19 protein-coding genes are annotated in these 20,050 nt (G+C 42.9%); 12 read left to right on the plus strand and 7 right to left on the minus strand.

Annotation, left to right across the window (positions count from 1 at the left end; translation table 11 throughout):
• The first annotated feature begins 89 nt into the window (after positions 1 to 89).
• The 3 genes from ACP26M_RS03950 (at position 90) to ACP26M_RS03960 (ending at position 3,663) form a co-directional block, all read left to right on the plus strand.
• A complete protein-coding gene (locus ACP26M_RS03950; protein WP_426586368.1) occupies positions 90 to 2,507 on the plus strand; it encodes a glycoside hydrolase family 3 N-terminal domain-containing protein in 2,418 nt (805 codons plus the stop codon).
• Between the two features lie 251 nt (positions 2,508 to 2,758).
• On the plus strand, positions 2,759 to 3,196 hold the full coding sequence (locus ACP26M_RS03955) for a DUF695 domain-containing protein (RefSeq protein WP_426586370.1): 438 nt from the start codon (positions 2,759 to 2,761) through the stop codon (positions 3,194 to 3,196).
• 83 nt (positions 3,197 to 3,279) lie between these two features.
• Entirely contained in the window at positions 3,280 to 3,663 is a 384-nt protein-coding gene (locus ACP26M_RS03960; protein ID WP_426586371.1) for a DUF7684 family protein, read from the plus strand.
• A gap of 16 nt (positions 3,664 to 3,679) precedes the next feature.
• Here ACP26M_RS03960 and ACP26M_RS03965 read toward each other — a convergent pair whose 3' ends face one another.
• Positions 3,680 to 4,504 (minus strand): sterol desaturase family protein, encoded by an 825-nt coding sequence (locus ACP26M_RS03965; protein ID WP_426586373.1) that lies wholly within the window; start codon positions 4,502 to 4,504, stop codon positions 3,680 to 3,682.
• A gap of 180 nt (positions 4,505 to 4,684) precedes the next feature.
• Between ACP26M_RS03965 and ACP26M_RS03970 the strand changes: the two genes are divergently transcribed.
• From ACP26M_RS03970 to ACP26M_RS04000, 7 genes are all read left to right on the plus strand, one after another.
• Positions 4,685 to 5,410: a DUF2071 domain-containing protein gene (locus tag ACP26M_RS03970; protein WP_426586375.1), complete on the plus strand. Its 726-nt coding sequence runs from the start codon at positions 4,685 to 4,687 to the stop codon at positions 5,408 to 5,410.
• 35 nt (positions 5,411 to 5,445) lie between these two features.
• Positions 5,446 to 6,309: a helix-turn-helix domain-containing protein gene (locus ACP26M_RS03975; RefSeq protein WP_426586377.1), complete on the plus strand. Its 864-nt coding sequence runs from the start codon at positions 5,446 to 5,448 to the stop codon at positions 6,307 to 6,309.
• A 96-nt stretch (positions 6,310 to 6,405) separates the two neighbouring features.
• Positions 6,406 to 6,945, plus strand: coding sequence for a carboxymuconolactone decarboxylase family protein (locus ACP26M_RS03980; RefSeq protein ID WP_426586379.1), 540 nt, complete (start codon positions 6,406 to 6,408; stop codon positions 6,943 to 6,945).
• Between the two features lie 93 nt (positions 6,946 to 7,038).
• Positions 7,039 to 7,656, plus strand: a complete 618-nt coding sequence (locus ACP26M_RS03985; RefSeq protein ID WP_426586381.1) for a pyridoxamine 5'-phosphate oxidase family protein — start codon at positions 7,039 to 7,041, stop codon at positions 7,654 to 7,656.
• Positions 7,657 to 7,726: 70 nt separating this feature from the next.
• Positions 7,727 to 8,152, plus strand: a complete 426-nt coding sequence (locus ACP26M_RS03990) for a VOC family protein (protein ID WP_426586383.1) — start codon at positions 7,727 to 7,729, stop codon at positions 8,150 to 8,152.
• 8 nt (positions 8,153 to 8,160) lie between these two features.
• A complete protein-coding gene (locus tag ACP26M_RS03995; protein WP_426586385.1) occupies positions 8,161 to 8,694 on the plus strand; it encodes a hypothetical protein in 534 nt (177 codons plus the stop codon).
• Positions 8,695 to 8,941: 247 nt separating this feature from the next.
• The gene (locus ACP26M_RS04000; protein WP_426586387.1) at positions 8,942 to 10,174 is read left to right on the plus strand and encodes an ROK family protein; all 1,233 of its coding nucleotides are present in this window, start codon (positions 8,942 to 8,944) and stop codon (positions 10,172 to 10,174) included.
• Between the two features lie 109 nt (positions 10,175 to 10,283).
• Here ACP26M_RS04000 and ACP26M_RS04005 read toward each other — a convergent pair whose 3' ends face one another.
• The 6 genes from ACP26M_RS04005 to ACP26M_RS04030 all read right to left on the minus strand — a co-directional run bounded on the left by ACP26M_RS04005 (position 10,284) and on the right by ACP26M_RS04030 (position 17,762).
• A complete protein-coding gene (locus tag ACP26M_RS04005) occupies positions 10,284 to 11,135 on the minus strand; it encodes a hydroxymethylglutaryl-CoA lyase (protein WP_426586389.1) in 852 nt (283 codons plus the stop codon).
• A 127-nt stretch (positions 11,136 to 11,262) separates the two neighbouring features.
• Positions 11,263 to 12,576, minus strand: a complete 1,314-nt coding sequence (locus tag ACP26M_RS04010; protein ID WP_426586391.1) for an NAD(P)/FAD-dependent oxidoreductase — start codon at positions 12,574 to 12,576, stop codon at positions 11,263 to 11,265.
• Between the two features lie 245 nt (positions 12,577 to 12,821).
• Positions 12,822 to 15,806, minus strand: a complete 2,985-nt coding sequence (secDF, locus tag ACP26M_RS04015) for a protein translocase subunit SecDF (RefSeq protein WP_426586393.1) — start codon at positions 15,804 to 15,806, stop codon at positions 12,822 to 12,824.
• 116 nt (positions 15,807 to 15,922) lie between these two features.
• Positions 15,923 to 16,405, minus strand: coding sequence for a dihydrofolate reductase (locus tag ACP26M_RS04020; RefSeq protein ID WP_426586395.1), 483 nt, complete (start codon positions 16,403 to 16,405; stop codon positions 15,923 to 15,925).
• Positions 16,406 to 16,596: 191 nt separating this feature from the next.
• Positions 16,597 to 16,863 carry a four helix bundle protein gene (locus ACP26M_RS04025; protein WP_426586397.1) on the minus strand — a complete coding sequence of 89 codons (267 nt, stop codon included), beginning with the start codon at positions 16,861 to 16,863 and terminating at the stop codon, positions 16,597 to 16,599.
• 77 nt (positions 16,864 to 16,940) lie between these two features.
• Positions 16,941 to 17,762 (minus strand): thymidylate synthase, encoded by an 822-nt coding sequence (locus ACP26M_RS04030; protein WP_426586399.1) that lies wholly within the window; start codon positions 17,760 to 17,762, stop codon positions 16,941 to 16,943.
• A 181-nt stretch (positions 17,763 to 17,943) separates the two neighbouring features.
• Between ACP26M_RS04030 and ispE the strand changes: the two genes are divergently transcribed.
• On the plus strand, positions 17,944 to 18,744 hold the full coding sequence (ispE, locus tag ACP26M_RS04035; RefSeq protein WP_426586401.1) for a 4-(cytidine 5'-diphospho)-2-C-methyl-D-erythritol kinase: 801 nt from the start codon (positions 17,944 to 17,946) through the stop codon (positions 18,742 to 18,744).
• 150 nt (positions 18,745 to 18,894) lie between these two features.
• Entirely contained in the window at positions 18,895 to 19,875 is a 981-nt protein-coding gene (locus ACP26M_RS04040) for an integrase core domain-containing protein (protein ID WP_426586403.1), read from the plus strand.
• Positions 19,876 to 20,050: the final 175 nt, after the last annotated feature.

Here is a 20,050-nt window from a genome sequence, read left to right on the forward strand (position 1 = left end):
CAAACGATATAGTTAAAATATACGGCCCCGGGCATGGCTGCACCCCACACAGGTTTATATATTTGAAGTTCCAACTCCAATACAACCTCATGAGAATTAAGTACTATCTGCCGCGGGTATTTGTGGCATCCGCTTTATCTATCAGCTTTAGCCTTGCAGCATCGGCACAGGAAAAAAATATCTATCACAAAGGCTGGATAGATTTTAATAAGAACGGCAAAATGGATGTGTTTGAAGATCCCTCACAACCCATTGATAAGCGTGTGGCCGACCTGGTAAGCCAGATGACTGTTGAAGAGAAAACCTGCCAAATGGCTACCCTTTATGGTTATAAACGCGTTTTAAAAGATGAAATGCCTGTACCCAACTGGAAAAATGAAGTTTGGAAAGATGGTATCGCCAACATCGACGAGGAACTGAATAACCTTACCTCGCATACCGACGATGCGCCCACGCAATATTCATACCCGTTCAGTAAACATGCTTCGGCAATCAACACCATCCAAAAATGGTTTGTTGAGGAAACCCGTTTAGGAATTCCGGTTGATTTTACCAACGAGGGGATTCACGGCCTTAACCATGACCGGGCCACGCCACTGCCTGCGCCAATATCCATAGGCAGTACCTTTGATAAAGAACTTGTGTATCAGGCGGGTAAAACCGTTGGCCGCGAGGCTAAAGCCCTCGGATATACCAACGTTTATGCGCCTATACTTGACCCCGCCCGTGACCAGCGCTGGGGCCGTGTAGTTGAATGTTATGGTGAAGACCCCTTTCATATTGCCGAAATGGGCAAGCAAATGGTGCTGGGGATTCAGGAAGGTGGCGTAGCCTCAACCCTTAAGCACTTTGCTGTGTACAGCGTGCCTAAAGGAGGCCGTGACGGCAGCGCCCGTACCGATCCGCATGTGGCACCGAGAGAAATGCACCAGTTGTATTTATATCCTTTCCGCAGGGTGATCCAGGAGGCGCATCCTATGGGCGTAATGAGTAGCTATAATGACTGGGATGGTGTGCCCATAACCGGTAGTTATTACTTTTTAACCCAGCTTTTACGCCAGCAATTTGGATTTGATGGTTATGTGGTAAGCGACAGTGAGGCTGTTGAGTTTCTGTACTCTAAACACCATGTAGCGGCAGATTATAAGGAAGCCGTAAGGCAGGCGGTGGAAGCCGGGCTTAACGTACGCACCAACTTCACTATGCCGCAAACTTTCATTATGCCTTTGCGCGAGCTGATCAAAGAGAACCGCATCTCTATGAAAATTATTAATACCCGTGTGGGCGAGGTATTGAAAGTGAAATTCAGGCTGGGCTTATTTGACAGTCCTTACGTTAAAGATCCTAAAGCTGCAGATAAAATAGTGCACACCGATGCGGACAAGGCCATGAGTCTCAAAATGAACCGCGAATCGATGGTACTGCTTAAAAACGCCAATAACCTGTTGCCGTTAGACAAAAAGAAGTATCCTAATATCCTGGTAACCGGTCCGCTGGCTAAAGAAACCAACTATGCTGTGAGCAGGTATGGCCCATCGCATAACCCGGTTATTACGGTGTTTGACGGCGTTAAAAATTACGTAGGCAACGACGCTAAAGTAAGCTATGTTAAAGGCTGCGATATGATTGACGCCACCTGGCCCGAAAGCGAGATCATTGAAACGCCATTAACTGCGCAGGAGCAGGCAGGAATTGATTCGGCGGTGGCACAGGCTAAACAGTCGGATATTGTGATTGCGGTGGTAGGTGAGGACGTTGACCGTGTAGGCGAAAGCTTATCGCGTACCGGCTTGAACCTTCCCGGCAGGCAATTAAAACTGATTCAGGCATTACAAGCCACCGGCAAGCCTGTGGTAATGGTGATGATCAACGGGCAGCCGCTAACCATCAACTGGGAAAATAAATATGTACCGGCCATATTAGAAGCCTGGTTTCCCAGTGTACAAAGCGGGCGGGTGATTGCTGAAACCCTGTTTGGCGATAACAATCCCGGCGGAAGGTTGCCGATCACTTTCCCAAAAACAACCGGTCAGTTGGAGTATAATTTCCCTTTTAAACCCTCGTCGCAAGCCGAACAGGGCGGGCAAAATAGCTGGGGTAAAACAAGTGTGAAAGGGGCTTTGTACCCTTATGGTTATGGCTTAAGTTATACCACGTTTGAATACAGCAACCTGCAGGTATCGCCCGAAAAAAGTAACTCCCAGGGACTTATACAGGTTAGCGTTGATGTAACCAATACAGGGCAGCGCAAAGGCGATGATGTGGTACAGCTTTACCTTAAGGATGAGGTAAGCAGCGTTACTACTTACGAGTACGATCTGCGTGGCTTTGATCGCATTACGCTAAATCCCGGCGAGAAGAAAACAGTGCAATTTACCCTGCACCCCGATGATTTGGCCCTGCTGGATAAAAATATGAACTGGACGGTTGAGCCTGGTAAGTTTATGGTGATGATAGGCAGTTCATCGGTTGATATTAAACTGAAGAAAGAGTTTGAGATAGAGTAAAAAGGATGTTTATGACTTACGAAGTTTTTAAAAACTTCGTAAGTCTGTTCTTCATTAAGAAAGGGGCTTAATGAATGATTTTTTGAACAAATGAACCGGATTTTGTCTGGCATGATTATCTTTATACCCGGAAAGTTGGCGGTAGCTAAAACATTTGTTATTGAGGACTAAAATAATTATAAATCCGTATCGTTCTGCTATAGTATTTTATCTGTAAAAACGTCCCTGCTAAACCTTAAAAAAACAGACGTATGATCTTAGACGATACCTGGGTATCGGTTGAAGCCGTATCCGATGACGATATCCCGCTGCTGGTCCGTTACAGGCCCAATTTATCAAACTTTTTTGAAACCGGTGTTTACCTGCAGCGGATGGATGTAACCTGGAGTTATGAATCATTTGATCCATCGTTACTGCCTCCGGCTGATGAAATGTTGCTGATGGAGCAGGTAGAGGACGCATTGGTGGATATCCTTGAGGATGATTATCAAAGTATCCTGGCATTTGTATTCACCGGCGAAAATGAACGCTGGTGGGCCTGGTATACCACCGATATCGAGGAAGCAGGCGAGAGGTTAAACGATGCCCTATCCGAATTTGATGAACTCCCCATTAACATCACGGTTATTGACGACCCTGAATGGGAAGAATATTTTGCCGTTATGGAAGATTTTGGGGAAGATGAATAAAGGGCATACTGCCCCGTCAGCCTATGAATGAAGTAATAACAATTAATAATCGGAAATTGTATTATCAAAAGCACCGTCTGGATATGGATTGGACGAAGAATATTCCCGGTGAAAAGTGGGTATTAGTTGCGGATATTGACAAAAAAGATAAAACATTACTTGATGATATAGCCTGCAAAGCGATAGATCACGATGTATGCTACGCTTGTTGTACCGGTAGTTATGGCGAATTTTTACACGATTACATAGACGAAATAATAGTTCTCCGCAACGTAGGCGTAGTTGAAGGCCATCTACCAATTGATGATATAATAACCACCTGGCATAATGATGGATTAGCCGATGCCCTATGGTTTGCATTTTACTGCACTGATCATGCGGGTGACCTATTAATGATCGACCTGTCGGAAAGGGAGACAGAGCCGGATTGGCATCAGGTAAAAGCTGAATTGATCCAAATGGAGTAAGGTACGTTTAAGCGTTTTACTTTTTCGGCCTTTCCAGTTTCTGAAAAGGTATCTTCAGAATATTTACAAACCTTCCGTTAACGCTTTTATCCATGTGGGTATCAATGCCGAAACAGGTGTTTTCCTGTTCCAGTTCGCCAAAAGTGCCAAAAAGCCTGTCCCAGATGCTTAGCACGTCGCCGTAATTGCGGTCGGTATGCGGTAATTCATAATGATGATGTACATGGTGCAGGTTAGGCGTTATGAAAATCAAGCCAACTACTTTATTTACCTTGCGGGGAAGCCTGAATTCGGTATGGGCCAGGATATTAAATAATGATTGAAAGGTTTGCCTTAATACCAAAACGCTAATAGCCGGGCCGCAAATAAATACCCAAAGCATTAAACAACAGGTACGTACACAGGTTTCGCCGGGATGTTCGCGTACCGTGGTTGAAACGTCAACATGAAGATCGCTGTGATGCACGAGATGAAATTTCCAAAGCGGATCTACTTTGTGCATCACTACATGATAAACATATTCGCAAAGGTCAAGCAGCATGAAAAGGCTTATATAGTAAATCCATTTATTATGGTGACCGGGTATGTAATTGATTATCCCCCAATGATGTGCGTTGGTCCAACCAACTATGAGTAAAACAATCGTGGTAAGTAATAGCTGGATAGGGAGGGCTGTGAAAATGAACAGCAGGTTGGTTTTATTGTGCTTCCAGCGTTTTTTTACCGAAATTATGCCTGAGGCAATGCAAACTTCCATCAGCCACAGTGAGCAGATAATAAAAGCGTATAAAGCAACCTGCACTGCGTCCTGATGCTGGTCGAGGAATTGGGTAATAGCCATTTTTAAATCAATAGGGGTAGTTGCCTTATGCAATAGCTGCAGACAATTAATGGCAATTTCCCTTTTTTGAATGAATGTTTGATGAAGTATGTTAAGCGGTTGTTAAATTATGCGATTAATTGAGACAAAATAATCTGCGTTCGGTCACTCAAACAACAAAAAGCATCATACATTTATCCTATGAAGATTCCGAAAATTACCGGTATAATTGACAGACGTATATTAATAAACTTTACAGTAGATGCGGATATAGCTAAAAAAATGGTACCGCCGCCCTTCAGCCCCCAGCTTTTTAATGGCAAGGTTATAGCCGGGATCTGTTTGATCAGGCTTAAAAAGGTGCGACCTAAGGGAATGCCCGCTTTTTTAGGAGTTGGGTCTGAAAATGGTGCGCATCGCATTGCCGTTGAATGGCACGAAAATGGAGAATTAAAACAAGGGGTTTATATTCAGCGCAGAGATACATCATCTTTATTTAATACGGTTGCCGGCGGCAGGGTATTTCCCGGCAGGCATTATCATGCCAAATTTGACGTTAATGAGCACGACGACCAATATCACGTGGCTTTCACCAGTTCGGACGGAACGGCGATTAGTGTGGATGCAAAAGTTGCTGATCAACTCAATCCGGATTCGATATTCGGGACGCTTGATGTAGCTTCTGATTTCTTTAAGGCCGGGGTAACCGGATATTCACCCAATGGCAATAAGTATGAAGGGTTAGTGTTATATACCGATAACTGGAAAGTACAGGCGCTCGAAGTAAGCTCGGTTAAATCAAGTTTTTTCGAGGATGAAACCATATTCCCCAAAGGTTCTGTTGAGTTCGATAATGCTTTACTCATGACCAATATTCAGCATGATTGGTCATCGGGATGTGATAAACCCGTGGTTGCTGATGCTTAATTACTGCATTTAAATATCTTTGCTTTCACGCAAAAATGAAACTATCAGCTACAGAACAATCCACAGGCGGCGATCTGCTGCTGCTTATCAATGAGAAACATTTCGACAGGATGTTTTTTACGCGCGATCGTCAACATAAATATCTTACCATAGCCTGGAACAGGGGTGAAAAGCAAATCGTAACCATCGATGAGGTGGATTACGATTTTTTGCCCAATACCATTTTGCCGTTGATGGTTAACCAATCCTTCCGTTTTGAACGGCCGGAAGATATAGTAGCCTGGCAGTTTAACCGCGATTTTTATTGCATTGTAGATCATGACGAGGAAGTAAGCTGTGTGGGCTTCCTTTTTTATGGTAACTCGGAGCAGGTTTTTGTTACCCTCGACGCAACCATACAGTTTAAACTACAGCGCTTGCTTGATATTTTCATTGAAGAATTTGAAACGGCAGATAATATCCAGATAGATATGCTCAGGATGCTGTTAAAACGGCTTATCATTATCGTAACCCGCCTCGCCAAGGCCCACAGTGGGCATAAAGAGGCGCTGGCTGACGAAAAGTTTGGTACTATCCGCAAGTTCAACTTAATGGTAGAGAATAATTACCGCGAACATCATTCTGTTGCCTATTACGCGCAGCAATTAAATAAATCGCCCAAAACGCTTTCCAATCTTTTTGCATTATACAATCATAAGTCGCCATTACAGGTGATACGGGAGCGGCTTATTATTGAGGCTAAGCGGTTGTTGTACTATACCGATAAATCGGCCAAGGAGATAACTTATGAACTTGGTTTTGAAGATGCGGCTTATTTCAGCAATTTCTTCAAAAAACACACCTCGGTTTCACCCACCGATTTCAGAAATAATAAGGTTTTGGTGGCCGAAGGGAAATAATTACAAGAAGCCGGGAAGTTTGCCCATTCCGCAGGGGGGCGAAAGTCGCCACCTTTGTAGTGTTAATTCAAAACAACAAAATTAACACCACATAAAATGAAAACTTTCGCAATTCCAACCAGAGAACAAGTAACTTCAGAAAACCAGGCCATATTTGATACATTAACAAAAGTAGTGGGCCGCGTGCCAAACCTGTTTGCAGTTTTTGCAACTTCAGATCATGCGCTTGCTAACTATATAACTCTTTCAAACGGTAAAACATCATTACGTGCTAAAGAAAAAGAAGCTGTAAACCTCATAGTAAGCCAGGTAAATGATTGTGCTTACTGTTCTGCCGCTCACACTGCCATCGCTAAAATGAATGGTTTCACTGATGATCAGATCGTCGAGATCCGTGGCGGTTCAGCTTCATTTGATCCCAAAATTGATGCTTTGGTTAAAGTAGCCAAATCAATTACCGAAAATAAAGGCCATGCCGATCATCAACTGGTTGAAAACTTTTATGCTGCCGGTTATACCCAGGCTAACCTGATCGACGTAGCAGTAGCCGTTGGCGATAAAACCATTACCAACTACGTATACGCCTTAACCCAGGTACCGGTTGACTGGCCTGCGATTCCTGAACTGGTAAAATAATTTCTCCTGATTTATAATTTAGTTTACACCTTTATGCCCGCCTTGCACCGCAAGGCGGGCATAAGTATTTTATCCATTTAAAATTTTTATATTATGAATTTTGCACGCTTTGCTTTTACAGATGGCGTTAAAAAGCTCCAGGAAAAATATGGCAGCCGCAGTAGTTATGCCCGTATGGAAAGCCTAATGGCGGATAAGGATGGCATTACGGAATCTGAGCAAATATTTATTGAAAGCCGCGACAGTTTTTATACGGCCAGTATAGGCGAGAATGGCTACCCATATATTCAGCACAGGGGAGGGCCGGCCGGTTTTATTAAAGTGATAGATAACCATACGCTTGGCGTGGTCGATTTCAGGGGCAACAAGCAGTACATTTCGGTTGGTAACGTAATGGAACATCCGCAGGTGTCTTTATTTTTGATGGATTATCCGCATAAAACAAGGCTCAAGATCTATGCTGATGCCCGTATTGTTGAACTTGCCGACAATCCCGAACTGTTTGACCTTATTGATCCCGCTGAGTACAAACATACGCCAGAAAGAATGCTCGTTTTCGATGTAAAAGCATTTGACTGGAATTGTCCGCAGCATATTACTCCACGGTATACCGTTGATGAAATTAAAGAAGCCTTCGCACCGCAAAATGAATATGTGCTTAAATTGGAGTATGAAATAGCTAAGCTAAAAAAGCAATTGGAAGAAAAATAAGCGGCTTTGATAAATAGACCGCAATAGTTTACCTTTAATTAATGCTGATAACAGCAGCAGGCTTAAACTAATGAACATAATTCAACAAATAATCCCCATGCTTGCCTACGAAGATGGTATTGCGGCCATGAACTGGTTATGCGATGTTTTTGGTTTTACTGAAAATATGCGGATGACGGATGCGGCTGATCGCCTTGCTCATGGGAAGCTCAAATTGGGCGAAAGCCTGGTTATGCTGGCCGAACCCTCGCCTCACTATCAGGGGCCATTACATCACGCTCAAAATTGTAATATCGCCGCAAAATGGAGCACTGTTCCATATATTATTAGCGGGGTTTTGGTGTACGTCGATGATGTTGAACAGCATTACAGAACTGCTAAAAGTAAAGGTGCAAGGATATTAAGTGAATTGGAATATGGTTTCCCCGGTACCCGCTATCGTGCTGCCGACCTGGAGGAGCAGCGCTGGATGTTAATGCAAATTGAAAGAGATTAAACCACCTTATGACTACGCTGCTCCATTTATTGTTTGTTGTAATTAAATCATCCATTCTTGGGTTGTTTTATACCCCGGTAATTTGGTTTTTATGGATGCTGTTTTTAAAAGTACAGAAAAAGTATACCAACTTTAAATGGCTCAGTGTATTTGCAGTTTATAAAATTGTAGGTATATCATTAATGGTGTTTTCCTTTACCTATTATGGCGATCATGGTCTTGGTGATGAATCCCGGATCCCTTTGGGGCATGGAGAAGCTATGGAGGAGAGCGACCAGTTTGCTTATTTTGTGCCTAAAGGGAAAAGTGAACAAATCCATGTGGATACCTATCTTTTAAAAGGCGATAACCTTTGCATGTCGGTTGATTCGGGATATAAAGTTTATAATTTAAGAACTAAAGGTGTTGTTAATTTCAGTGATGAGCCAATGTATAATGCTTTTGCTGTTTCATACGGTTTACCACTATCGCGGCATTTAAAAGATTTTAGATCGCAGTATGATGAATACTGGAGCGGGTGGCGGTTTTGGCTGCTGCCGTAGTGAGTTATTGGGCTCAAATAGTCTGGGATGGTAAATTTTAATCAAAACTTTCGCATATTTTATATCGTACACCAATATAATAGATATTTTTGTGCGTTGTAGGCAAAAGGCACATTAATGGTGTCCATATACATACAACAGGTTTACTGTAATATTTACAGTTGTACTTATTGACTTTATTTTTAATTTTATAAAATTCAGAACACTAAGGTGTTGCCTGTTATAAACCAAACTATAATAATTGTTGATGGAACTTACGAATAAAGGGGTAAAGGGCAGCCAGTTAAAAAATATGATCATTAAAAGGCTTTATTTTAATAAGGCCATGTCGTGTGCCGGATTAAGTGAGTTATTTGATAAAAGTATTCCGTCTATAGCCAAAGCTATAAACGAGTTAATGCACGAGGGTTTTGTGGTTGAACAGGGGTATGCCCCTTCGAGCGGCGGCCGTCGCCCGTTAATGTATTCGGTAAAGTCAAGCGCTATGCATATTTTAGCTATCGCGCTCGATCAGCTCACCGCCCGTATCCAGATGTTTGATCTGCTGAATAATCCGGTAGCCGATATGCTCACTTTTGAGCTTAAACTGCTTAATAACCCCGAAGCTTTGCCCACATTGGTTGACAGGATCAATAGTTACATTGCACATAGCAGCATCCCTAAAGATAAAATTGCAGGCATAGGTATAGGTATGCCGGGATTTATAAATATCACCGAAGGTATCAATTACACTTACCTTGATGCCGGCGGACAAAGCTTAACAGCCTATCTTACTTCAAAAACAGGCATCGCCACTTATATTGACAATGATTCGAGCCTTATAGCACTTGCCGAGCAAAAATTTGGTATAGCCAAATCACAGCAGGAGGTTATGGTCATTAACCTGGGCTGGGGTATTGGTTTGGGAATGATCGTAAACGGTAAACTGTTTCGCGGTCATAATGGTTTTGCCGGGGAGTTAAGCCATATCCCTCTGTCCGAAGACGGTTCCCTTTGCGAATGTGGTAAGCGCGGTTGCCTCGAAGCCGAAGCCTCGTTGCTGGTTGTGGCCCGTAAAGCCATCGAAGGCATCAAAAAAGGCCGTATAACCAGTTTAAAATACAACGGGGAAGATCATTCCAAACTGATGGGCGATGCCCTGATAGAAGCTGCCAATAACGGCGATCAGTTTGCTATTGAACTACTGTCGGACGCGGGTTATAAAATAGGGAAGGCCCTCGCTATTCTTATCCACATCATGAACCCCGCCATCATTGTATTAAGTGGTCGCGGGGCTAAAGTTGCCAAGATACTGATGGCCCCGATACAACAAGCCCTTCACAAGTACTGTATCCCGCGCCTGGCAGGCGGTACCGAACTATTAGTATCTGAACTTGGATTTGATGCTGAGTTAATTGGTGCGGCTGTGTTGGTAATGGAAAACTTTGACAGAGTGGTGAAAAATAAAGCAGCTAAAGCAACTAAGCACGCCGCGGCATAAAGAATGGTCTGAATCAGAATTTACAGAATTTTTAAATTAGCAGAATTAATTTCTTTGCCCTGGTATGCAAGCTTCAATTCTGTAACTTCTTAAGTTCTGTAAATTCTGCTCAGGCGAACACCCTTCCCGAGTAATCCATCGCTTCTTTAAATTTATCCATATTAAGCCCTGTGGGCTCATTTTGTATTTTAAGGTAGCCTATCAGGTTTTCGGTGGCAATATTGCCTGTGAGATCGTCTTTGGCCATTGGGCAGCCTCCGTAGCCTTTTATTGCGGTATCGAAACGCTTGCAACCGCTTTGGTAGGCTGCGGCTATTTTAGGTTGCCATGTATCAGGAGTGGAATGCAAGTGAATGCCAAACTCGGTATTGGTGAATAAACGGCAAAGGTTGGGGTAAATGCCACTGATCTGTTCTGCATCCGCAATACCTATGGTATCGGCAAGAGCGACGTTTTTTATTCCTTCTGCTGTCATTTTTTCTGCCCAGTGTTCAATGATGCCGGTATTCCATTCATCACCGTAAGGGTTTCCAAAACCCATGGAAAGATAAACTAACAATTGCTTGCCGTTTTTATGGCTCAATTCCTTTATCCGCTGTACGGTTTCAAAAGCCTGCTCAATGGTTGAGTTTGTATTTCTAAGCTGAAATGTTTCGGATATGGAAAATGGATAACCAAGGTAAGTGATCTCTTCATGTTTAGCCGCGTCTTCTGCCCCGCGATAGTTGGCTATAATAGCCAATAGCTTTGAGCGAGTATTACTCAGATCGAGTTTCTTTAATACCTCCGCTGTGTCCTGTAACTGGGGGATAGCCTTGGGTGATACAAAGCTGCCAAAATCTATCGTATCAAAGCCCACCTGTAAAAGCAGGTTAATGTATTCGGCCTTTATATCGGTAGGAATAAAATCATGAATGCCCTGCATGGCATCGCGGGGACATTCGGTTATTTTGATGCTCATTTTTGGAAATCTTAGGTTTTAAGTCTTAAGTCAAAAGTCATCAATTTAGTTTAGAAAACGCTAAACTTCCAACTTAAAACTTTTGACTTAAGCCTTAGAACCCGAGACTTTAGACTCCGGACTTAAGCTAATCAACCGTATTAGGCAAATGCTGATCCTCAGTTAAGCCTTCACGCTCAAATTTGCGGATAATAAGTCTCGTACCGCCATTATAGGTTACATAGCTCGATACCCAGTTAATGAATACAATCACCTTATTACGGCCGCCTAAAAGCGATATCAGGTGCACAAACATCCATACAAGCCATGCAAAAAATCCCTGGAATTTTACTTTGCCCAAATCGGCCACCGCCTTATTGCGGCCAATAGTTGCCAATGAGCCTTTATCGTTATACTTAAACGGTGAGGTTTGTTCGCCGTTAATGATATGAATGATATTTTTAGCCACGTGCTGGCCCATTTGTATGGCTACCTGCGCTACGCCGGGGTGTCCCTTAGGGGTTTCATCGGTGATCATGGCTGCAACGTCGCCAATTGCGAATACGTTGTTAAAGCCGGCAACGCGGCCGATACTATCCACCTTTATTCTATTTCCACGTTCAATAACATCTTTATCAAAGCCTTCGGGTACAACGCCCATAACCCCGGCGCTCCAGATCACGTTTTTGGTGCGGATGGTTTTACCGCCTTCAAATTTTATTTCCTCGCCGTCGTAGCTTTCCACCTTTACGCCGGTTAGCACTTCAACGCCCATATTGGTCAGGAAGGTGCGGGCTGCGTTGGATGCCTGGTCGGAGAAAGGCCCCAGCACTTTCGGTAAAAAGTCAACCAGGTAAACCTTCATGTCCTCTTTTTTTAGTTCCGGGTAATCTTTTGTTAAAACGTGGTTACGGAGTTCGGCCAATGAGCCGGCAAGCTCCACACCGGTTGGCCCGGCGCCTACAAGCACAAATGTAAGATAGGGATCGCGTTCGGCCTTGCCTACTTTAAGCAGGGCTTCTTCAATATTCTGCAAAATAGAATACCGGAGGTTCAATGCCTCGGGGATCGACTTCATTGGCATGGAGTAATGCTCAATATCCTTATTGCCGAAAAAGTTAGTGGTTGAGCCGGTAGCAATCACCAGGTAATCATAAGCTATATTGCCTATAGTGGTTTCGAGCATGTTGTTATCGGCATCAACCCTGGTTACTTCGGCAATCCTAAACCTGAAGTTCTTTTGACTGGCAAAATTTTTCCTTAATGAGAAAGCTATCGACTCCGATTCGAGGCTGCCCATAGCAACCTGGTATAAGAGGGGCTGAAAAGTATGGTAGTTATGCTTATCCAGCATCAAAACGTCTACAGGTTTGTCCTTTAGTTGTTTTGCTACCTGCAGGCCGCCGAAGCCGCCGCCTACGATCACTACAAGTGGAAATTTTGAATTATTTGATGTGTTCATTTGTGCAGGGTATCTGTTAAAAAACTTTTTAAGGGCAACGTAATGCGCTTTTGGGAATATAGCGCAATCTCCGTGCCGCCAATAACATTTATATGAAATACGGTGTAAGTATAGTTCATTGTACGCGATATGCGACACCATCTGTTGGTGATATTATAGCTTTTTCTAATGAGCAGTATGGCATTGTACATCAACAAAAAAGGCCCCAAATTACTTTGGAGCCTTTTAACAATTTATTCTTTTTCTTATTTCAGGTCTTTCTTTCCAAAGTCAACGATCACCGGTGTTGCCACACAGATCGACGAATATGTACCGAAAAGAACTCCGATCAATAACGCGAAAGAGAACCCTTTGATCACATCGCCACCAAAGATGAATAATACCAACAATACGAATACCACGGTTAATGCTGTGATAATTGTACGGCTTAATGTACTGTTGATGGCCCTGTTGATAACCTCTTCTGGTTTTTCGTTTTTGTTAGAGTGATCAAGGAATTCACGGATCCTGTCAAATACTACCACGGTATCGTTAATCGAATAACCAATAACCGTTAATATAGCCGCAATAAACGCCTGGTCAATATCCAGTGAAAACGGAAGGAAGCCATTGAACAATGAGAAGAACGACAATACCAATAGGGCATCGTGAGCGGTTGCAATCATGGCACCCAAGCTGAACTGCCATTTGCGGAAACGGATCAGGATGTAAGCCGAGATTACAAATATGGCGAATAGTACGGTGTAAATAGCTGATGTTTTTAACTCATCAGCAATAGTAGCACTTACTTTTGAACCACCTAAGTCGCTATTAGCAATTTTGGTTTCGGGTTTTTTATTCAACGCATCTACGAGGGCTGCCTTTACTTTAGCATCTGCAGCGGTTGAGTTATCATTAAACAAATAGTTAGTGGTGATACTAAATTTATCGCCCATGGTTTTAACTTCAGTACTGCGGCCTAAAGTAGCATCAACGGCATCGTGGATCTGTTCGGTTGTTACTGCTTTGTTGGTAAAGCTAACAATGTAGTTACGACCGCCTTCAAAGTCGACACCGTAAGTAAAGCCGCGGGTGAAGATAGATACCAAGCCGGCAGCAATGAACAAGCCTGAGAAAATATAAAACTTACCACGGTTTTTTACGAACGCGAAGTTTGCATTTTTGAAGGTATGTGAGCTCCATGGGTTTGAGAATTTGATATCCATGCCTTTATCAAGCATCCACTCAAATATAACCCTTGAAATCAATAATGAACAGAACAACGAAGTGGCGATACCGATCATCAATGTAGTTGCAAAGCCCTGGATAGGACCGGAACCAAATACGAACAGGATTAAACCGGTAAGGAATGTACTGATCTGTGAATCGAGGATTGAAGGCAATGCATGTTTGAAACCATCGGCTACTGCAACCCTTAATGATTTGCCAAGGCCAAGCTCTTCACGTACACGTTCGTAAACCAGTACGTTAGCATCTACCGCAATACCTAAGGTCAGTACGATACCGGCAACACCCGGTACAGTCAATACAGCGCCCAGGCTGGTTAATACGCCCATCAAGAAGAAAATGTTGATAATTACCGCAACTACCGCTACAGTACCTGCACGGTTGTAATATGCGATCATGAAAATCAACACAACCACCAAACCCAAGATACTTGAAGTAATACCGGCAGAAATAGCTTCCTGCCCTAATGACGGACCTACGATTGATTCAGATACGATGTGGGCAGGAGCAGGTAGACGGCCTGCTTTTAATACGTTGGCTAAGTCACGGGTGTCATCAATGGTAAAATTACCTGAGATTGACGATACACCACCCGAAATTTCATTCTGAACGGTAGGAGCGGAGTATACGTTATCATCCAAAACTATGGCAATAGCTTTTTTGTTAGTGCCTGATGATGCCTCAGCAGTAACAGTACGCCATTTTTGGGCACCTTCCGAGTTCATAATCATCACAACCTCAGGGCTGCCTTTCTGGTCATTATCGGCACGGGCATCGTTAATTACGTCGCCTGATAATACCGGGCCATTTTCGGCACCTGTAAGTTTGATAGCGTATAACGCGAAAGTTTTGGTGTTTTTAATAGGTTTTACTTCCCACAAAAATTTGATGTTACGTGGAATAACTGCTAAAACATCTGCACTGTGCAGGTATGAATTTACTTTAGCAGTATCCTGAAGTGGAGCATAACCAACAACAGGGCCCTGGCCTAATTGCTGCTGGCCGTTTGCACCCTGGCCAACGTTTAATGACATTACTGCAAACAACGGGTGTTGTGCAGCTAATTTTGTTTTGCTTAATGAAGCAGCTGAAGTATCGTTTTTAGCAGCATTCTTTTGAACTTTGCTTAACAATGAACCTCCTTTAGCTGTATCAGCTTTTCCGGCTGCAAGTTTAGCAGTGGTATCTACTTTCGCTGATTTACCTGTGTCCGCTTTGGCAGTTTTGCTTTTTGCAGCAAGCAGGTTGTCAATATTGATCAGGTACTGGTAAGCTTCCGCATTATCAAAAGTTTCATAGAACTCCAATTTTGCAGAACCTGAAAGCAATTTACGAACACGCTCCGGTTCTTTAACGCCTGGCAGCTCAACTAAAATCCTGTTTGAGCCTTGTTGCAACTGGATGTTTGGCTGGGTTACACCAAACTGGTTGATACGGGTGTTTAAAACAGTGAACGATTGTTTAACCGCTGTTGAAGCCAAATCCTCAAGGTAAGTTTTAACCTCGCTGTTTGATGCGTTGAACTTCAGATGGTCCTGGTTATCTTTTGTTGAAAAGATAGCGGCAAGTTTACCGTTAGGGCTTAGCTTTTCGTACTCGCTTACAAATAAAGCGATGTAATCTTTTTGGTTGGTTTGCGCATTGGCCTGTAATTTATCGGCGTTAGCCAAAGCCTGGTTAAAAGTAGCATCAGGATTGTTGTTGGCAATTTTCCTAACCAGCTCATTAAGCTGGATCTGCATGGTAACGTTCATACCACCCTTAAGGTCAAGGCCTAATGCAATTTCCCTTTGCAATACATAAGCGTAATCATGTTTTAATAGCGGATAAACCGGTTGATTGGAAATAGAATCCAAATAAGCTTTTTCTTTCTCAGGATCTCCCTTTGAGTATACTTTGGCATCCTCCCTAACCTTATGGGCCACCCACGTAAATGATAGCTGGTATAAGCACACCACTGCCAGTAGTATGGCGAAAAATTTAATAACCCCTTTGCCTTGCATCGAATTTGTAATATGTAATAAATTAGTTTATAAGCTTTTTTTCAATAAGGCAGCAAATCTAATAAAATTTCGTAAGCACAAAATTTTAAATTAAAACAAAATCATGACAAAAAATGTTAGCGTCGCACAAGTGTAATAAAAGCATATTTATACTTGTTTTTTTCGTCCGGATCAAAATCTTCACGATCTGTTTCCTGCCACTCATCAGGATTTAACTCGGGGAAGAAGGTATCTCCCTCAAAATCCTGGTCGATAATGGTGAGATATATGCGGTTTGTAAGAGGAATAGCCTGCCGGTAGATCTCAGCTCCGCCAACAATAAAAACTTCATCCTCGGCCTTGCAAAGCTCAATAGCCGCTTCAATGGATGGTACCACCTCGCAACCATCGATACTGATGGCTTGCCGGGTAATAACAATGTTGCGGCGCTTAGGCAATGGCTTACCAACCGAATCAAAAGTTTTACGGCCCATGATAACGGTATGCCCGGTAGTAACATCTTTAAAATGCTTCAGATCATTAGGCAAATACCAGAGTAATTTATTGTCTTTACCGATAGCGTGGTTTTTGGCTATGGCTACGATGATGGATAAAATCATTTTATTTGGTCATTAAGTCATTGGGTCATTGGTTTCGCGTCATTTGCCCTGCTTCATTTGCTTCGCTTCAATAAGTCATTTTTTGACTTGCGTTTATGCGTTACCCTTTCCAATGAATTTGATGTAGATGTTTAGTTTTATGTGAATTGTTTCCAATTCCTTGAGCAGCATTTGATAATCTTCGTCATTGATCAGGCTTCTTGTGTTGCTTTCTTTAGCCAGCCCTTGGTTTCAATTACTGAGCCTCTGCTAAAATAGCAGAAGTTTTTATTTTCCTTGTAATGATATCGCCCAAAGCCCTCAGCAATGTTTGCACCTATTGAATCAGAGGATCGAACAATTTGCTTACCCAAGGTATCTTTAGCAAAGTACTCCCACTTTGCAACTATAAACCAAACTCTATCGGCAAATGCTTCCGAAAGATTGTACACTTCAAGTTCTTCAATTCTATTACTCATGATAAGATCAGGACAAGCAAAAGTAGGACAAGCAAAAAATGACTTAATGACCCAATGGCGCGAAGCAAATGACCAAATTATACCGCCACTTCGGCCTTAATATGCGGCCAGGGATCATAATTCTCCAAAGTGAAATCTTCAAATTTAAACGAGAAGATATCTCTTACCTCAGGATTGATCTTCATGGTAGGCAGCGGACGCGGATCGCGGCTTAGCTGCAGGCGCGCCTGTTCCATGTGGTTGTTGTACAAATGTGCATCTCCAAAGGTGTGTATAAAGTCGCCAAGGTCGAGGTCACATACCTGTGCCATCATCATGGTGAGCAACGCATAGGAAGCTATGTTGAACGGAACTCCTAAGAATATATCTGCACTTCTCTGATACAACTGGCACGATAACTTTCCTTTAGTCTCGCCTTTTGAAATATCGGGCGGAGCCACATAAAACTGGAACAAACTATGGCATGGCGGCAGGGCCATTTGGTTAACCTCTGCAACGTTCCAGGCCGACACAATAATCCGGCGCGAATCGGGATTGTTTTTAAGCTGGTTCACCACTTGTTGGATCTGGTCGATATGGCCGCCATCCGGTGTAGGCCATGAGCGCCACTGTTTACCGTATACCGGACCAAGGTCGCCATTTTCGTCGGCCCATTCGTCCCATATTTTTACGCCATTTTCTTTAAGGTAGCGGATATTGCTATCGCCGCTCAAAAACCAGATGAGCTCATGAATGATAGATTTGAGGTGAAGTTTTTTGGTGGTTACCATCGGGAAACCATCCTTAAGGTTGAAACGCATCTGGTAGCCAAACACACTTACCGTACCGGTACCGGTTCTGTCGTGCTTTTGCGCGCCGGTTTCCATCACATGCCTCATCAGATCGAGATACTGTTTCATTTCTTTTTAGTTGATTACGTGAGTAGTTGATTAGGTGAGTGGTTATACAGATTTATTGGATAAAATACCAATGAACTAATGAACCAATGAACTAATGAACATTTTCAGAGGGCAAAGAAAAATAATATACCTTTGGTTTCCTACTGATGTTGGCAAATACATCACGTGTTAATTACTTTGTATGATTTTATTTCCGAATGCAAAAATAAACATCGGCCTCAATATTACTGAACGCCGGCCGGATGGTTATCATAATCTCGAAACCATTTTTTATCCTATCGATATTAAAGACGCCCTTGAAGTGGTACCGGGCGACAAGCTCAGCTTTACCTCAACGGGCCTGGAAATTCCCGGGCTGATGGAAGATAACCTCTGCGTAAAAGGTTACCATATGCTTAAGCAGGATTATGACCTGCCCCCGGTAAGCATTCACCTGCATAAACATATCCCCATAGGCGCGGGACTGGGCGGCGGTTCATCTGACGCGGCGTTTTTTATCCGGCTGATGAGCGACGAATTTAAGCTCGGTTTATCTGTTGACGAGATGACTGATTACGCCCGTCGCCTTGGTGCCGACTGCGCCTTCTTCATTGAGAACAAGCCCGTGTTCGCCTTTGAGCGCGGAGACGAATTTGAGAGCATTAAACTTGATCTATCGGCATACAAAATAGTGTTGGTGATGCCTCCTGTTCATGTATCAACAGGGGAGGCTTTCAGAGGCATAAAACCAACTCCGGTAAAAGATTCGCTGTTTGATTTGATCAACGAACCAATAGCCGACTGGAAGAAGCTTATCAAAAATGATTTTGAACAAACCGTGTTTAAAAATCATGTGGAGATCCGTGGTATTAAAGCGGTCCTTTATGAAGCCGGAGCCATCTACTCCAGCATGAGCGGAAGCGGTGCATCTGTTTTTGGTATTTTTGCCGAAGCTCCTGATTTGAAATTTTTAGAAAGTGAGAACGAAGTGTTCTATTTATGATGTCATTGTTGATGTCGGATTTCGAATTTTCGATTTCGGATTTAGTTGAATTTGGGAAGCTATCCTAAAATAAGAAAAAAGCGTCATTGCTGTAAAGGTTATATAATTCGGTAACAGAATTAACAAAAAAAAAAAGTGTTAATTCAGCGTATGCGGAATATCAATAATGACCTTACGTTAAAGCGAAACTATCTGAGTAAGTATCGTTTTTTAATCAGCGAATATGAGCAGGTAAAGCGTAAAGAACATCCTCAATTCAGGTTTGCGAAAGACTTTTATTTGGCCCATGATACAGATCCAAGTTTTCTAAAGTATTATAATCGCTTTAAGCAATCAGGAAACGATCTTGATCTTCTGCCAGGTAAGCGGGGGCCTAAGTATAGTAAGCGGCGTCCCGATCCCACAGAAGAGCAACAAGTCCTTGATCTGCGGGAGCGGGGCTGTAATAAGTTTGAGATTGCAGATCAGCTTAAACGAAAAGCTAATACCTTTACACCATCCCCTTCAGGAGTATACAACATTTTGAGGCGGTATAACAAGAATCGTTTAACGACCGCGGATAAGGAAATAAAGCGGAAGATCATTAAGGAACGTATGGGGCAATTAGGTCATATCGATTGTCATCACCTGAGTAAGAGCGTTATCAGGGGGCAGAACAGGAAACTTTATATACTTTGTGTGCTGGATGATCATTCCCGTTTAGCCTGGGCACAGATCATGGAGGACATCACTGCGCTAACCACCATGTTTACCGCCATGCATTGTATGCAGGCACTCAAACGGGAGTTCGGTATACAGTTCGAGGAGATTATCGCTGATAACGGCCCGGAGTTTGGTCCTTCAACCAGTGCCAGAAAGAAAGACCACCCTTTTGAGAGAATGTTGATGGAAACCGGCATTAAGCGCCGCTATATGCAACCTTACAGGCCGCAAACCAATGGTAAGGTGGAACGCTTCTGGCGTACAATTAAGGAAGACCTGATCGAGGATACCGATTTTGATAGTTTGGAAGAACTTGAGGATGAACTCCTCAAGTATCTCGTCTATTATAATTGGGAAAGACCTCATCAAGGAATCAACGGTAAAAAGCCTATCGATATGGCTTCCTTAACAACCAAAAATAATCACTAATTCTGTTACCGAATTATATAACCTTTACAATTGCGAAGTACGAAGTAATCCCCGATAAGCAGGTTCGCTTTATATGGTTTGGGATTGCAGCATTCTTCGAAATGATGTGATGCTGTTAAACAGACTTACGAAGTTTTTAAAACTTCGTAAGTCTTAAATGAAGCGATCTTGTAAG

It is taken from the genome of Mucilaginibacter sp. R-33, assembly GCF_049949235.1.
In the GTDB taxonomy this organism is placed as follows: domain Bacteria; phylum Bacteroidota; class Bacteroidia; order Sphingobacteriales; family Sphingobacteriaceae; genus Mucilaginibacter.